This is a genomic window from Gluconobacter japonicus (assembly GCF_015244665.1).
Taxonomy (GTDB): domain Bacteria; phylum Pseudomonadota; class Alphaproteobacteria; order Acetobacterales; family Acetobacteraceae; genus Gluconobacter; species Gluconobacter japonicus.
In genome coordinates, this window is the sequence record NZ_JABCQN010000010.1 from 15,685 (window position 1) to 32,542 (window position 16,858).

Annotated in this window: 10 protein-coding genes and 1 pseudogene; 5 read left to right on the forward strand and 6 right to left on the reverse strand. The window is 51.8% G+C overall.

Annotated elements, in window-relative coordinates:
• Positions 1-24 precede the first annotated feature (24 nt).
• Positions 25-1,224 (forward strand): Fic family protein, encoded by a 1,200-nt coding sequence (locus tag HKD32_RS13955; protein ID WP_061928610.1) that lies wholly within the window; start codon positions 25-27, stop codon positions 1,222-1,224.
• Between the two features lie 339 nt (positions 1,225-1,563).
• Here HKD32_RS13955 and HKD32_RS13960 read toward each other — a convergent pair whose 3' ends face one another.
• The 3 genes from HKD32_RS13960 to HKD32_RS13970 form a co-directional block, all read right to left on the reverse strand.
• Entirely contained in the window at positions 1,564-3,888 is a 2,325-nt protein-coding gene (locus tag HKD32_RS13960) for a TonB-dependent receptor (RefSeq protein ID WP_382385110.1), read from the reverse strand.
• A gap of 653 nt (positions 3,889-4,541) precedes the next feature.
• Positions 4,542-7,802, reverse strand: coding sequence for a TonB-dependent receptor (locus tag HKD32_RS13965; RefSeq protein WP_061928616.1), 3,261 nt, complete (start codon positions 7,800-7,802; stop codon positions 4,542-4,544).
• 287 nt (positions 7,803-8,089) lie between these two features.
• Positions 8,090-8,847, reverse strand: a protein-coding gene (locus HKD32_RS13970; protein WP_194258329.1) for an IS5 family transposase whose coding sequence is annotated in 2 segments (ribosomal slippage) — positions 8,090-8,514 and positions 8,514-8,847 — 759 coding nt in all. Because the reading frame shifts where the segments join, the coding sequence is not laid out codon by codon here.
• A 640-nt stretch (positions 8,848-9,487) separates the two neighbouring features.
• Between HKD32_RS13970 and HKD32_RS13975 the strand changes: the two genes are divergently transcribed.
• From HKD32_RS13975 to HKD32_RS13990, 4 genes are all read left to right on the forward strand, one after another.
• Positions 9,488-9,913 (forward strand): hypothetical protein, encoded by a 426-nt coding sequence (locus HKD32_RS13975; RefSeq protein ID WP_061928350.1) that lies wholly within the window; start codon positions 9,488-9,490, stop codon positions 9,911-9,913.
• 106 nt (positions 9,914-10,019) lie between these two features.
• Positions 10,020-12,485 (forward strand): MFS transporter, encoded by a 2,466-nt coding sequence (locus tag HKD32_RS15345; protein ID WP_228119063.1) that lies wholly within the window; start codon positions 10,020-10,022, stop codon positions 12,483-12,485.
• Positions 12,486-12,595: 110 nt separating this feature from the next.
• Positions 12,596-13,360 carry a hypothetical protein gene (locus tag HKD32_RS13985; protein ID WP_010505736.1) on the forward strand — a complete coding sequence of 255 codons (765 nt, stop codon included), beginning with the start codon at positions 12,596-12,598 and terminating at the stop codon, positions 13,358-13,360.
• A gap of 42 nt (positions 13,361-13,402) precedes the next feature.
• Positions 13,403-13,996 carry a hypothetical protein gene (locus HKD32_RS13990; protein WP_010505738.1) on the forward strand — a complete coding sequence of 198 codons (594 nt, stop codon included), beginning with the start codon at positions 13,403-13,405 and terminating at the stop codon, positions 13,994-13,996.
• Between the two features lie 159 nt (positions 13,997-14,155).
• Here the strand turns inward: HKD32_RS13990 and HKD32_RS13995 are convergent.
• The 3 genes and pseudogenes from HKD32_RS13995 to HKD32_RS14005 all read right to left on the reverse strand — a co-directional run.
• Positions 14,156-14,368, reverse strand: a pseudogene (locus HKD32_RS13995) (transposase); the annotation flags it as partial.
• 58 nt (positions 14,369-14,426) lie between these two features.
• Positions 14,427-15,848, reverse strand: a complete 1,422-nt coding sequence (locus HKD32_RS14000) for a carbohydrate porin (RefSeq protein ID WP_228119064.1) — start codon at positions 15,846-15,848, stop codon at positions 14,427-14,429.
• A 64-nt stretch (positions 15,849-15,912) separates the two neighbouring features.
• Positions 15,913-16,839, reverse strand: coding sequence for a 2-hydroxyacid dehydrogenase (locus tag HKD32_RS14005; protein WP_061928422.1), 927 nt, complete (start codon positions 16,837-16,839; stop codon positions 15,913-15,915).
• Between the last annotated feature and the right edge of the window lie 19 nt (positions 16,840-16,858).

Consider the following 16,858-nt stretch of genomic DNA (forward strand, 5'->3'; position numbering starts at 1 on the left):
GTTCTCTGATAAAGGTTTTGGGCCATGAAGCGAACTGAACTATCCGGTGGTGTCCGTGAGCGTCTGGTGCGTCTTCCAGCCCCTTATGAGCATCACTACGGGGTGCTTCCTCTCCCTCTTCCGGAGGAAGGAATTCCTCTTGAAGAAATCACAGCAGTGCATTCCGAAGCCCAGCTGGCATTGGGACAGGCTGATGAGATTGCACGCTCTCTTCCAGACCCTTATCAGATCAGTCGTATTCTCAGCCGCCGTGAAGCTGTCAGCAGTTCGGCGATGGAAGGAACCCATAGCACCCTGGATGAACTTCTTATTGCTGACGAAGATGACGATCAGGGGGGGCAGGTGGTTCGACAGGTTCGGGATTACGCGCTGGCTCTGGAGCGGTTCGTGCCATCGGCTCTTATTGCGGGCCGTCAAATCTTTCAGGTCGATCTGATCCAGAACCTGCATCGGAGTGTACTCGGCCATGATGCGTCCTACCGGGATACTCCGGGAGACTTCCGACAGGAGGTCGTATGGATCGGCGGCAATGGGCATATTGCCTATTCCGTCTATAATCCTCCACCGCCGGCTGAAGTCCCTAATTTTCTGAAAGATACCCTGGATTACATGCGGGAAGATGGGATGCAGATGATGACCCAATCCTTGATTACCCGGATGGCGTTAGCCCACGCTCATTTTGAGGCTGTTCATCCGTTCCGAGACGGGAATGGTCGCGTGGGCCGGCTCCTGCTACCCTTGATGATGGCAGCTGAGAAACAAGTTCCGCTCTATCTCTCACCGTATATAGAGCTCCACAAACAGGCTTATTATGCAGCACTCAAACAAGCACAGCAGAAACTAAACTGGCTTCCTCTGATCGGCTTTGTATCGAATGCCATTGTTCAAACGGTTCAGGAGTTACGCATCACCCGTGAAGCTCTCAGAACCCTGAATACTGCATGGTTGACCCGTCGTTCATTCCGAAAGGGATCAGCAGCGCTACGAGCGCTTGATATCCTTAGGGATTATCCGGTTCTGACGGCTCCACGGCTGGGAACTTTGCTGTCGATTACGCCACCAGCTGCTCACACAGCAATTGGCCAGCTTTGCCAGGCGGGGATTCTGAGAGAACGAACTGGCTATGCTCGTAATCGGATTTACGTTGCAGACGACGTGCTTGGCATCCTGAACCGACCGTTTGCAGAAGATCCTATCGTTCCAGGCGCAGGTACCCCAGTCTAATATCCTGTCTTTGATTGTGGCCGTCGAGCAAATAAAGGAGCTTGCATTTTGTCGATAGAGCAGTAAAAATTATGTCGCATAATATTTGTTATACCAACTAGAATGTTTTTCGTTTGATTCCGATTGAAATTACGCTGTTTGAGATCTGTACCCAAGCTTTGCATCGTAAGGTTTAACCTTGCTCAAGGATAGTTTACAGCCAGCAGTTTAGAATCGAGGGGTTTGAAGAACTATGGTTTGATGCCATCCGCCTGATTTCCGGCTTTTGGCGCTCTCTTCCTCTCTCGATCCTGTCATGCCAGAAGCAATTGACGACATGACAGGCATCCGCTGCAAAAATCAGAAAGAAGTAGAAATGGTTCCGGTCATACTAAACCGTGGAACGAGATAGAACTGAGCACCAGTTCCTGTAGCAGAGAGGTTGCCATTCATAAGTCGAACTGCGTTTATATTGGTGCCTACGCCTTCAGCACCACTGCGGACAATAGAGCCTGTGAGGTTCGTAAAATTCAGTCGAATTGTGGGCGTTTTGGCAAAACCCATAGGTTTGAAGTGATACCCTAACGTCAGAGAATTAGTGATGTAACCTGGAATTCTCTGGTCACCCGCCAGCGTCACAGATTGTGGGCCTGTATAATGAAGCGTGGCATTGGAGAAAAAGCCTTTGTAGGTATAGGTCACACCGAGATTTGCCATGACGTGCGGTGCCATGGGGGCCTGACGCCCTTTAGTGCGGAAGGCGGTAAGATCGCCGTAAACGTCAGACGCCGCGATGTTCGTGTCCATGCGAGCATTGAGGTACTCAAAGGAAACATAAGGGCTGATGCCATGATAGGACTGAGCAGCCAACATGATATCAAAACCACGAATGGTCTGATTGCCTGCATTGACGACGCCGCTTTCGCCGTTACCGAGATAGGTAGAGAGCAGGCGATTGGTGATGTTGTAATTGAACAGATCTAGGTCAAGATTGATGTACTTATCGTTGTAGCGATATCCCAGTTCTTCTTTGATCGAATACTGATTTTTGGGCATCGTTCCAGACGAAGCACCAACAGAAAGCGCAGATGCGCTAGGCTGACGGAAGTCCCCTTCGGCATTAATATAGATCTGGTGATGACTATTGAAATGATAGCTAATCGAAAAATGTGGCAGAGGGGCTGTGATGTTCTCTCCATGGGCGTTGCTATGAGTAGCAGCGGACATTGTCCAGATATTCGACATCACAAATTTGAAGCTCGCATCAATCTGGAGCTTGTCATTGAGGTACTTTGCTGTGTTTTGAATAAAAAGAGCGTGAGTTTCTGATCCGGAATTACTGCCATAGTTGCTACGTACACCATCAGAATACACAGCATAATTCAAGTTGTCGGGATGAGGATTGACGCCATTGGCCTTGGTCACACTGACTGGGAAATAAGCAATAGAGTTAGAATTCTGATACCAGTAACCGAACGTTAAGTGGTTATGGCGGTCGATATCATAGTTACCCTGTGCAGTGACACCAACATTCATCGACAGAGTCTGGTTGTAGTAGCTGGTCAGAGGAGTTCCCGCTGCAATAGCCGTACCATCCCTATAAGTATATTCCCCTGCGCTGGCTGTGCCATTGGGGCCACCATCCCAGCCACGTCCCCAGTTATAATAAGGCTTAAGATCAAAGCTCAACTTGTCATTAACAACAGCGTGTATGGGGGCAGTGAGGAATATTTCGTTCCAGATATCGAGGTTGTTCTTCCAGTAGTCATTGTTCTTGGCATCGAATCCTGCAGTATGCCCATAACTTTGACCGGTATGCTTAAAGGTATAAAATTGCGAAGCTGTGGGGTAGTTATTAACAACGGAATCTTCATTGTTCCAGCTTAGGAAGAAGCGAGCAAAAGATCCATTTTGCCAATCTTTACGCATTCCGAAATCAAGGTGACGACGGTTGTTGATGCCCGCCCCTACCCAAGTCCGGGCATGGGTATTAGAAAAAGAAAGAAAGCTACGTACACCGGTATTACCGATATCTCCGCTCTCAAGACGCAGGAACTCGCGCGACAAGTTGTTAGTTCCGTAAGAGAAATCCGTCATGCCGCCGAATTTGTGCGACGGGTCATGTGTTACCTCGTTCATCACGCCTCCGGCTGCTGCAGTCGCTGGCACGTCAACGGGAGTGGATCCAGGCAGAATACTAACGCTATCGAGGTTTTCGGAATCAATATCTTCGGTCAAATATGTAGCATTCTGAGCAGGTGCGCCGTCAATCAGGAGACCCATATCACTATCGGTCAAGCCACGGTTTTGAATTTGCCCCCCTTGGATCCCCGAAGTATCTGTAGTCGAGACACTGATGCTCGGTAGATTTTGAATATAATCAAGGGCAGTGCCGGTTGGGCTCTTCATCTCAATATACTGTTTGGTCACGGTCTGAACGGCGTAGGGCGCGGTCTCCACGCGCATCATACCGCCACCACGTGAATGGTGTGCAGAAACGCTGACGCTCTCATCAGAAGTCGCCGAAATGGCTGTTACAGGCTGCTTGCGAACAATTGCCTTAGAGCTGTTTATAGGCGTTTGGATCTTGGATGCCACACTATGTCCCTGCATTATGCGGGGATGTGTCTGGTGTTTATGAACGGCTCTGGCCTCCGCATATCCAACGCCGGAAAGACAGGTCATAAGAACAAGAGCATTCTTTGTCGCGAAAATCTTCGTCAACAGTCTGTACCTCGCTATTGAATTCGTTCCACCGAAATAATCAATTGCATCTATCGCGCTAGGTAATAATTGTCACCATCACCAAGCCGAATTATGGAAATTAAAATTTATTTTTAATCCAGCGAGTTACACTTTGCAGTTTTATGTTTGGTTCCATTATAATGCTATATCTTGAGTTCAGGCTTGAGCGTATCTGCCCTATTAGGCTTCCTTCTACTCACGTGAAAATATCACACCATCAAACTCCGAGACTAAACAACCGGGGTCTTTTAGAGACTTCAAATGATCTGCGCTTGCAGCACAAATTGCGACATTGAGATACGCCTTGTCAGAGCGGAGCTTCTCCTGTTCAAAAATAACATATGTGTTCAGGTGCCGGATCGAATTCGATGTCTTTAGTGCCAGGCAGAACCATCGTATCCGTAATCTTCCAGGGTACATGAGGATCTGAGCAAGGAGCTTTTGCTTACTCTAAGTTAAACGGAATTTTCCCAACGAAAACAGAGTATCTCTCTCACGCAAGTGCGAAGTTTTCGTGACGTCTCCGAGGCTGAGAGCACAAAAAAAGAGGGGCCAGAAGCCCCTCTTTCTCGTGTTATATCTAAATCGAAAGATCAGAAATGAGCACCGATGTTTAGCTGGAACGACCGTCCCATGATGGCATCATAATAACGGGTTAGGCTGACTGTGCCGGGATACTTTGGAAGTGCTCCGGTAATGTTGTTGATCATGAAATTGGCATCAATGTTCTTGGTGATCTGATAGCCAAAAGTTGTGTTGAAATACGCAAATCCCGGACGGTTGTTATGCTCGTACGTATAGTCCGAAACCTGCAGGGCATACTTGGACTTGCCATAGTAAATGGTCTGCCACTGGAAGAAAATCGGGCCACGCGTATAGTTAAAGTCCAGCGTAAACAGATTGTTCGGAGACGTCGTATCACCATTCAGGACATACGTGCTGCCAAGATATGTCTGCTGATTGCGCAGGTAGTGAGAATAGTTTCCACGAAGTTCAATGTTGCCAGCAGACTGCGGCAGGCCGAGGCGCTGCAGCGGAACATAGTAATCGATGTTCGCCTGCATGATTTGCATGTGCTGGTTGGCAATGTTGAAGTAGCCGGACGTGAAGCTCTCAACCTGGTGGTCTGAATCACGCTTGAAGGAATTGCAGTATGCGTTGTTCGGGTAAGAACCTGAATCATAGCAGGCATTCATCAGATCGCCGACACTCAGGGATGTAATCTCATTGTTGACTTTGACATCAACAAAAGCGGCTGTCATGTCGAGGCCACGGACGAAGTGCGGATGGAAATCCAGTGTGCCTGTGTAGCTGTGAGATGTCTCGTTCTGCAGCTTTGCGTTGCCGCCTGATTTGCCCTGCGCCGTGTAATAATTGATGTTCGAGCTGAAACCGCCCTTGGAAATTCCTTCCTTTGCGCAGTTGGCCGCTCTCGTTGCAGGCGCAGGCCCAGAGGTGATGTACTCAATGGAGCAGGGATCTTCTGCTGTGCTGTAGGTCGTGCTCTGGGGTGCAAAAAGCTCAGTCACGGAAGGATTACGAACGGACTGGGCATAGTTCCCAGACAGACCGAAATCCTGCGTTGGCCACCACGCACCACCAAACATGTACGTCCAGTAGTTGCCGGTCATGCTGTTGTTGATGAAGCGACCGTTTGCTGTTGCGGACAGGCTGTAAACGCCTGGGACATGCATGTTCGGGGAAACAAGCGGAATATCCAGCTCACCAAAAACTTCATGCGTGTGATAGGCGCCCGACGTAATGGGGATGGCGGTTGAATTGCCATACTGCTTGTAGCTGCCGTCTGCCTGCTGCTCACCCTGGAAGAAGCTGCCTGGGTTGAAGTTGTAGCCTTCACGACGATGCTCATAGCCAAGGTCCCAGCGGATATCACCAGCCGGCAGGTGGGCAACCGTGCTGTGAATTTCTGCCTGAAGATCGCGTTGCGCGTTTGTGTTTTTGCTGTGCGCGTCCGAAATGACGTAGTCGCGGGCGGCTGGCGTCATCTGGTTATAACCAAACGGGTTCAACGGCGAGCAGGTGGAGCTCCGTGTGACGGCCGTAGAATTTGTATAGTCTGGAGAGCAGACGATATTGCCGCTGGCGTCCGTCGTGGCGTTCAGCGCATTGGTCAGGTTCTGGGTGACAATAGATGGTTCCCAGGTGTCGTTCATGTACTTGCCGTACACACCCTTCACAGACCACTCGAAATGACGGCCAACTGCGTTAAAATCACCGTTCAGGCCGCCTTGGAAGCGGAACATCTGCATGGTGGTACGATACATGCCTGCGTCAAGATCCTGGTTCAAGCGTGACAGATAGAACGTATCCGTCGGCTTTCCTGCCGCCTGAAGAGCATTGACGATCTGCGCGCGTACGGCTGGCGTCAGGTAGGGATTGTTCGTGCTGAGTTTGTACGCACCATTGACGACCGTGTTCGTCTGATAGCTTTGCAGGCTCAGTGGGTCATCGAACTGAGGCGTGTTCCAGGTACCCTGACCAACCAGGCTGGACGCTGTTCCGCGAGCATACCACCCCTGCCATGTTGCATGCAGGTGATCGGTGAAATCATAGTGGCCGAGCGTGGTCAGGTTCAGCTTGTCGGATGGCGCATAAAGCTGGTTGTAATCCTGCAGTGCGAGGCCGTTCCCGCCTGAAGCGCGAAGTCCGTCCTGCACAGCAGAGTTATACGTGATAGGCACGAGAGACTGGCCATTAGGGCTGAACATCAGCGCCTGTCCGGCGGCGTTAGGGATAGCGTATCCGGCTTTACCTGCCTTGACTGGAAGCTGACCGTAAACTGCGCTTGTGGTCGGCAGACCAGTGACTGAGTTCTGCAGGAAACGAACGCCTGGCGTCAGTACGCGCGCGTATGGCGTAGTCGAACCATAAGCAGGTCGAGCGTATGTGGTGGACAGGCTGCCTCTTGTATAGGGGCGGTCATTCGCGACCATGCCGCCAGCATTGCGATATTCCACGTCGAAAACGACGCCGCCCTTGCCGTGGTCAAAGTCTGTGCCAGCCTTGAACGTAATCTTTTCCTGCGGCGCATCCAGCTTCTGCGTCCAGTTACCCTGTGCGTTGAAATCAACACCCTTGAAATGATCGTCGAGCTGGTAGTTCACGACACCCGCAACAGCATCAGCACCATAAGCCGCGCCTGCGCCACCGAGACGGGTATCAACCTTTTTGATCAGGGATGTCGGAATTGCACTGACATCAACCTGCGAGCCTGAGCCTGCACCATAGTTGGAAGCAGTTGATCCACCCACCATGCGCATGCCGTCAACGAGGGTGAGAGTCCGCTGTGAGCCAAGGCCAAGAAGAGAAACGAACGACTGGCCGGCACCGAAACTGCCCTGTGAACCGATAGGGGAGTTGTCACCTACCGTGAAGGCGGTGTTCTCACGCATCAGTGCAATGCCCATGTCCGTATAGCCACGGGCACGAAGCTGCGCGGCATCGACGGTTGAGCCAGCCATAACGTTCGTCAGGCGCGTTTGAGAAAGACGCGTTCCTGTAACGGTAACGACTTCAGCTGCAGGTGATGTGCTTGGCTGTAGGTTGGCATTCGTAACTGTCTGAACGGGCGCAGACACAGGCGCAACTGTAACGGGCTTGGCTTGAACCGATGTCTGAGGACGTGCGGACTGCACTGTTGCACGGGGCGCTGCTGCTTTTTTCGCAGCAGACTTGTGAGCGGCAGAAAGATGCTTCGTCGTCGTCTCTGCACAGGCTTCAGGAACAGGAAGCGCTGTGTAGGAAATACCAGCCAGTAAGGCAATTTTCAAAAAAGTCCGGGAGGGTTTCAGTGAAAAGCCCGGACGGGCCAACGTTGGAAAAGAGGTGTTCATTGCTGGCAGATATCCCTTCATTTCATGTCTCAATGTATCTTCGATTACAAAACTGAAAGGAAATGTCTCCTGTGCGCAATGGTAACAATGCGATTTTGAAGTGAGATTTTCTTGGTGTGTCCATTATAACACATTTATTTCAAATTATGTATTTAACGGAAATGGATCTTATCTGTTATCAGGTATCGAACACTTTAAAAAAACTGATTTTGTCTACGGTATTTTCCTTTCATTTTTTTAAAGTGACGATTGAGAAAAATTCAATACCAAGCGATTAGGCTCAGGACTCATAGCCAGAAGATGACGGTTGCAGCGAGGCAGATGGCTGAGAAGAAGACACTCGGGCATCTGTCATAGCGGGTTGCGACCCGCCGCCAGTCCTTGATCCTTCCGAACATGATCTCGATACGGTTGCGGCGTTTATATTTTCTCTTACCGTATTTGACCGGTTTTCCGCGAGATTTCCGTCCTGGAATGCAGGGTTTTATCCCTTTCTCTTCCAGGGCGTTCCTGAACCAGTCGGCGTCATAACCTCGGTCCGCCAGCATCCATTGTGCGGCAGGAAGACTGTCCAGCAGAGCAGAGGCACCGGTATAATCGCTGACCTGTCCCGCCGTCATGAAGAAGCTCAGCGGTCGTCCGTTCTGATCCGTGATCGCATGCAGCTTGGTGTTCATGCCCCCTTTAGTGCGTCCGATCAGGCGGCCTGGATCCCCTTTTTTAACCGCAGGCTTGAAGCCGTGCGGTGCGCTTTGAGATACGTCGCATCAATCATGATGGTCCGGGGCTCGGCTTTCGCAGCAGACAGGCCATCCATCATCCGCATGAAAATACCCATGTCGCCCCAGCGCTTCCAGCGATTATAGAGCGTCTTGTGCGGACCGTATTCCCGGGGTGCGTCACGCCAGCGCAGGCCATTGCGGTTCACAAAAATGATGCCGCTCAGCACACGGCGATCATCAACGCGAGGTTTGCCGTGGCTCTTTAGGAAAAAGGGCTGCAGACGATCCATCTGTTCATCCGTCAGCCAAAACAGATCACTCATCTTCAGTCTCCTCACAGAGCCTGAATCAGATTTCCGTAATCAAATCAATGGGTCCTGAGCCTAACTTAAATTTTGCCATAAGCGTCTTCTTTTCGGCTTAATGAGCGTCTGCGGCAATGTCCGGGATAGTGGCGGAAGCCGCAGGTCCGGTTTTGCCTACATGTCAGACGTCAGGGCATCATGTGAACACTTCGGAAAGCAGACATCAATCCGTCACAACGGCATGCGGACCATAAGCTGTATTCTTGCGTGCCCAGAGAGCATACCGATGAGCACCGCGTACAATACGGCGAGCGAACAATCATCAGCAGCGCTTCCGCACGTATACACTCCAAACCGGATCAGGCCGATGCCATCCGGATAACACGCAATAGACTCCTCTGCACTATTCGCAGACACACAACGATCACCAGATGTTTGTTCGCGTTTCGCGACATGTCTTGTCGAAAAAGACACATTTATCATGATCTCATAACTGATAATCATTCCTGAATGAAAAGAATGGCAAACGTGTTGTGAGCAGTTCAGAGATGACAGGGTGATGACGGGCCATAACATCACGGAGCAGAGCACTTCTGCTCAATGGCGGCTACACGACGAAGTGGCAGGTTTCCTACGGATACACAGCAGGAGAAGCCTTATGGACCAGACGTGGAAAAAAGCTCTCGTAGTGGGGCTGTTCTCCTCCCTGGCTGGATGCACCAGCCTCGGTTCCGTGCTGAATACTGTACAGACCACGTCTCGTATGCTTGACGATCATACAATGGTCATCTCCGGCTCGGGGGCAGGCACGGATTCCATGAGCAGTGTCCAGCAGGCAGTATTTCGGACTGCCGCTCAAACGGCAAAGAGTTCAGGATACCAATATTTTCTCGTCCTGAACGAGCAGAAGACGGAGGTTCCCGGCCCCTCCTCATCATACGGATCGAAGCAATCCCGTAGAACGTATCAACTTGCCGAACCGCGCGATGAGTTGACAGCCCGCTTCTATCGAACCCGAGAAATCGATCCGAACCAGACGGGTCTCTTCAATGTTGACAGCGTCCTGGCTGAGAGCGTCCGATAATGAACATCCGGCTATCATCCGGTAGTCCTGATCATTTCAGACCCCACGACAATGATCTGCTTCTTTCGGATCAATTTGAAGATGGCCGTCGATCCAGAGCGACGCGATGATTCGTCTGATCATCCTTCTTCTGGGTACCGGTCCGCTACGAAGGCTATGGAGCGCATGTCTTGGCATTGCGCTGTTGTGCCTAATTGCAGGCATTGTTTTTGTCGGCGATATCTACCGCCCGGCTGAGATCGTCACGATTGACGTCATTGGTGCGGCGTTCGTCGTGGAAGGCATTGCACGGCTGATAACCCTTGCGACCATAGGTTTTCCAAACGCGACCATCCCTGTGTTGAAGTCGCTTGGCTTTTTCGCGCTCGGTTTCATGGCGATCGACATTCCTGCGGATCATAATATCGTCGCGACAATCGTGCTGGGAACGGCACTCGTCGTCGATGGCATTTTACGGATAGCGGCCGCGATCGTGATCCGGGCTGCACAATGGCGTAAAGCTATAGCTCTGGGTGTCTTCGAACTGGGCGTCGCCATGTTGATCGCATCACCATGGCCAGTGCAATACCGCAATACCGTGCCCTTCTGTCTTGGCGTTGCGCTGCTTGGAGCAGCCTGGAGTTTCGGAAAACTCGGGATACAGCTTCTTCGTTTGCCGCCTGAAGCCTCCGTGACGGATCTGCCGCTGTTTGCGGGACCGAACTGGCATGGGCGCGGACTTCTCCATCCGTCGCAGGTAGTACCAAAATCATGGGACAATGAAGAGGCGCTGACCGTCCATGTCTGGACAGCTGTCGGATCTGCCATCAATCCGACAAGACGCCCGATTATCGACCGGTATATCGCTGCGATGGATGAAGGCGGTGTTATATCGACTGGACACGCCGCGCTGTCCCTGCCACCCACCGATTACGTCAGCCTGTGCCCTGCAGAAGATATCGATCATTCACCGGAAGATTTTGCCGCGTTGCTCCGGGCAGGCGTAGAAAATGATGTTCCCGGCGCTTTTCGTCCCTCCTTCGAAGAAGAATGTGCCGGATGGCGCAGTCCCGATCGAGACATCCGGTTTTTTCGATACAATGCCGATGCTCTGCGTGCATTTCTGGCGCTTTATCGCGAAACGCCAATTTATAACCTGACCAGCCGGAACTGCTCTTCAACCGTCGCCCTCGCTCTGGACGCTGCATTGGAAGGCGCACTGGGGCAGGAAAAACCGCTACGAACGGTTCTGTTATTGCTCACGGATCCGGCGATGTGGCTACTGGTTCTGTGGCGCGCGCGCGCAGAAGCCATGACATGGACTCCGGGACTGATCCTTGATTACGCGCAAACTCTCCAGTTCATTCTGACAGGTCGCCGCCAGCAGTGGTTCGCGCGTATTCGCACAATGCGCAAGCGCTATAGCGTCGCAAGGCAGGTGCAACTTCTCGAGGGCGTACAGACACGATCGATACGCCCCACACTTGTCTCTCTCGTGATGACAAGCATGATTTTTGGCCTGACCTATGGTCTCAGCGCACCTCTTCTTGCCCTTGATCTGACCCGGATGGGTTTTGGCGAGAATGTCATCGGCGCCAACGCCGCCATGCACGCGGTCGGGGTGCTTGCGCTCGCGCCTTTCCTGCCCGGACTAGCCTGGCGTTACGGTCCGAAACTACCGATCACTGTCGCTCTTCTGGTCGTGGCAGCGACGCTGGCCCTTTTTCCTGTCATGCCGTCGATCTGGCTCTGGTTTCCCCTACGCTTCGCACTCGGGGCAGCGTCAGAGACAATGCTGGTCATGTCCGAGACCTGGATCAACCACATTAGTGAGGAAAGGAGTCGAACAACCACATTGGCGATCTATACAGCCGCACTGTCGCTAGGTTTTGCGCTTGGACCAGTCATCCTGACTATTGTGGGACCACAGGGACGAACACCTTACCTGATCGGCGGGGGGATCGCGCTTGTGGCAGTCCTGTCCGTGGCAATGCCCTGGATGCGCTCACCACTGCTCGAAAAGCCAACCCAGCCAGGCATGATGCGCTACCTGGCACTCGCACCAGTTGCGATCGGCGCAACCCTGCTGAACGCGACACTGGAGACGGCAGGTTCTTCATTTCTTCCACTCTATGCCATGCGAGCGGGCTGGAGCGAGCATAGTGCGACACTTCTGCTTTCTGTCCTGCTGATCGGAGCGATCGTGTTGCAGGTTCCTGTCGGATGGATCGCTGACCGGACCAATCCGCGGCGTCTGGTCATCGGACTGTCTGCCGCATCGGCCATCGGAGCGTTCATATGGCCGTTCGCTATCGCGTATCCCCTTCTGGCTTACGGATTGCTGTTCGTATGGGGCGGCGTGTTCGTCGGTATCTACACCGTCATGATGGGCGTTGTCGGTAACCGGTTTCGTGGCGGTAATTTAGTGTCCGTGTATTCCGTCATGTCGATCGCATGGGGGATCGGGGCGTTTGTTGGCCCTGGCGCGACGGGAGTGGCCATGAATCTTACCTCGCACGGACTTCCCTATTTTGCGGCTTTTGCCTGCGCCCTGTTCGTGATCCTGCCGCTGCTGCAAAAAAGGGGCTTGTAGCGTGCAGCCCTCCTTGACTTTCCGGATGGATGTCCCTGCGGATTATCAGAACGAAATCGCCTTGGCGCCGGGACATTTTCCTACACTCTCAACGACGGAAAGCTGAACTCATGACACCCAGCGTCATCGCGATGCGCAAAAACCTCGCAAGACTCATGCCGGTTTTCCTTCTGCTGATACCAGTGGGCATATCGGGCCATGTCCATGCTGCGGACATGCACGAATTTAATGATTATGCAGGTATGGTAGGAGACGCTCCGGTCGGCATGACCTTGGGCATCTCTGGGAACAAGGTCGCTGAAGGCAGCCATTATTATTACCGAAAATACCTGAAGGATATTACTCTCACCGGAACAGCAGGCAAAGACCTGCGCCTTGCCGAGCCGGGCGGGGGGCTTTTTGTGCTCCATTATGTTGATAACAACTCGGCGACCGTCACTGCGGAGAACAGCACGGGCCTTGCAGGAACATGGAGCGGTAACGGTCACACTCTTCCCGTCAAACTGGTTGCCGAAGGTAGTGGCTCTTATGTGCCCGGCCATCGATATGGTGACGTAACCAACAAGGGTGATGATCAGTTTGAGGAGCCCATCAAGGGATTCTATGATGCGGCTATTGCCGGGCGCCCCGCAGACGCTGCTCGGTTCGTGGTTTTTCCCTTGCGGGTCAACACAGCACCTCAGCGGTTTCTGACCGTCCACAATGCTTCAGAGTTCCAGCAGAAATGGAACAGCATCTTCTCTCCGGCATGGTTGAAGGCGCTTGCGGCAGTTTCACCCCATGACCTGTCCGTCATTCAGGATAAAGCCATGATCGGCGCGGGGCTGGCTTTTTTCGGTGAGAATGGACTGGAGGTGGTCAATTCCATTCCTTGAAAAGGAGACTTTCAGAAAAATCTGATCAGGAGCAAGACGATCTTGAACCCTCACCCGTTGACTTCGCCCGATATTTTCCAGCATGTCCGCATGATCATGGGTATGGTGGTCGGTCTGAGTATGACGCGCCTTCTCACGGGCCTCGTGCGTATCATTCAGCACCCCAACCAAACGCGGATCTACCCCGTGCACATCGGCTGGGTCCTGACATTGCTTCTGATGCTGATGCATTTCTGGTGGTGGGAGCTGTGGCTGATTGAACTGCCAGTCTGGACGTTTGAAACGTATCTGTTTTTGATTCTCTATGCGGTTCTTCTTTTCTTTCTGAGCGCTTTTCTTTTTCCGGACACAGTCAATGATTACACGGGATACGAGGATTTCTTCATTTCCCGCAGAAAATGGTTTTTCTCTATTTTTGCTCTGACAGTCGTATTTGATCTGATCGATACCCTGCTCAAAGGACCTGCGCATTATGCCTTGTTCTCGATCGAATACTGGTTCCGTGTGCCGGTCTATCTCGTATTATGTGGTATCGCGATCGTCTCGACCAATCGCCGGTTCCATATCGGGTTCGTGAGTCTTGGCCTGCTTTACGAAATTTCGTGGATCATCCGACACTTCGAGACATTATCGTAAGTACTGACCAGAATTTAAATTTAATACACTTCTGAAACCGTTCGCCGCCTAGGCTCAGGACCCATTGATTTGATTGCGGAAATCTGATTCAGTCTCCTTAGGGAGCCTAAATCACATCCTTCCGTCCATATCAATGGATCCTGAGCCTAGGCGGCTCTACCGGATGAAGCGATTATACAAGGTCTTGTGCGGACCATACGCTTTCGGAGCGTCTTTCCACTGAAGGCCGTTGCGGATCACATAAACGATCCTGCTCAGAACGCGCCGGTCATCCACGCGTGGCACTCCGTGCGCCAGAGGAAAAAACGGCTCAATCCGCTTCATCTGGCGCTCAGATAGTAAAAACACATCACTTACAGGCCCACCCTCCATCGGTAAGCCCGTGAAGCACAACCGTTCGTTCGGTGTCATAAATTAATAGGTCCTGAGCCTAAAGAACAGCATGGATTTTGAGGCCAAGTGCATCAACCTCTGGCTTGTTTTTCTGAAGATTGGTTCTCCAAATATGTTGATAGTCCGGCTGGATCGAAAGGCCACGGAAAACGTGAATATTGTAAGTTGCTTCAAACGTCATGACGTGACTCTGCGGATAATCTGCATTTCCTGGCAGAGAAAGGCCTTGCCGATACCGGATCCATTGCGATGTGATCAGTTGCGGGCTGGCAAATGTTTCAGACCATTCCACGCCCATTGTATCTTGTGAGCGGCTAGGAATGACGCCTCTGTCCACAAATCCGGCATAGACCTGATATGTATAAGGGCTGTTGTTCCCCTGACTTTTCGTGAAACCCGCGATTGCATAAAGGCCGTGCAGGGGCCCATTTCCATTGCGGATCAGCATCTGGTCTGCCTGAAGCCAAATTTGCGTTTTTCCGTTAGTCCAGCGATAGGGCATGCCGGTTCTGGCAGCAGGTTGTAAAGACGTGTCATAATAGACGTCTCTATAATTCGAAGAATCATAAGCAACGCCAAATTTGTAATGGCCTACCAGATTATTTTTTCCGAAAGATGGAATAAGGCCAATTTCAACCGGAATATAGACGCCGGTATAAAGCTTGGTATCCATTCTGAATCCGGTACGGTCGTATCTGTTTGTATTCAGATATGGGTTGACACCATACAAGCCGGCCTGAGCGTAAACTCCATGTAATGGCCAGTATCTTACTCTCGTGCCCCATGTAGATCCTGGGTACGTCGCATAGCCTGCTGCACCACGGGTGAGGGATTTTGGAATACCGCAGTTCGATTTGTTCATAAACGTGCAGAACAAAGGAGAATTGGCAAAATCGATATTGACAGGCATTTTGCCGAGAGCAATCTGAATCCGGTTTTTGTAAAGGTCCTGCGTTCCGTAAACATACACTAGATGCACGCCAACATTACCGCCCCCACCGTAAATTTCCTGGAAGCCATTAAGGGATCGTTCCCCCATATCAGATGCTAAATTATGGCCTGCACGGTTAACGAAGACGGCATGTGTCTTGAAACCTTTCCATCCGATTAGCCTCTCCCAGTCCAGATCGAGTTCAACCCCAATCTGGTGGGCATACCCGGCATCACCGCCATGCCCGGCATTCAGAGCGATGGCGCTTTCGCTCGTGTAGTCCACAACAATCCCAATTCCCTTTTTATTGAGGCGCTTAACCAGTCTTCCCCACGGGTTAACCATGTTTTCCACAGGTGGCGTAAAAGGCGTATTGGCGTAAGACGTTGGGGTATCCAGAGCGAAAAGAGGGGCCGTTTCGGAGATCGGACCACGATACTGAGCGTGGGCTGATTGGGTGCATAGCCACCCAGCCGAAAGAACACCAAGGGCAATGAGCCTTCGGCGAAAAAATAGGGAATACATCATGGTATTACCTCGGAGCGAAACATTGTTCTGGACGGAACAACGCCTCTGCTTGACCTATGCAGAGTTACTGCACTGGCGTTAGGAGAGGTGCGCCCGCAAAATGCGCGGCCAGATTGGCAATAACCAGACGCCCCATCTGGAGGCGTGTTTCCACAGTAGCGCTGGCGCGGTGAGGCTGGAGAACAACGTTTTTCATCGTGAGAAGAGCCTCTGGAACCGTCGGCTCGCTTTCGAAAACGTCCAGAGCAGCCTTCCCGAGCTTTCCTTGCTCGAGCAGCTCTACCAAGGCGTGTTCATCCACAACGCTGCCTCTGGAAATATTTACGAGCAACCCGAATGGACCAAGGGCTTCCATGACATCACGGCTGATGAGATGCCGGGACTGTGCACCGCCAGAAGCTGAGACAACCAGAATATCGCTCTGTTCAGCGAGTGCTCGCAGGTCAGGAACAAAAGGCGCTTCTGGCAATGACAGATCACGGCGGGAGTAATAGGAAACAGGCATATCAAAGCCACGCGCACGCCTGGCAATAGCCTGCCCGACCTGTCCCATACCGACAATTCCGAGTTTCTGTCCCGTCACTTTACGAGCCAAGGGAAGTTGACCGGCACCCCATTGATGATCCCGAACGAACTGATCTCCCGGAACCAGATCACGCATTGCCGCCAGCATCAGTGCCATGGCGAGATCCGCGACATCATCCGTCAGAACATTCAAGGTTGTAGTTACGCCAATATTACGTCGTGCTGCTTCTTTTAGGTCAACGGCATCCGTTCCGACACCATTGATAGCAATGACTTCAAGGTTCGAAAGGCTCTGCATTAGCTGGTTTGGCACTCCAGTTCCGCCGCCTGTTGCAATCCCGCGAATACGCGCGGCAACATCTGGCGGAATAATCGAATCATCGTAACGATGCACAATATATGTGGCATCAAGAACAGCTTCGATTTCAGGCATCATGGGTTCAACAAGAAGTATTTCCGTCTTCATGACCGCAAAAACCCTTTTC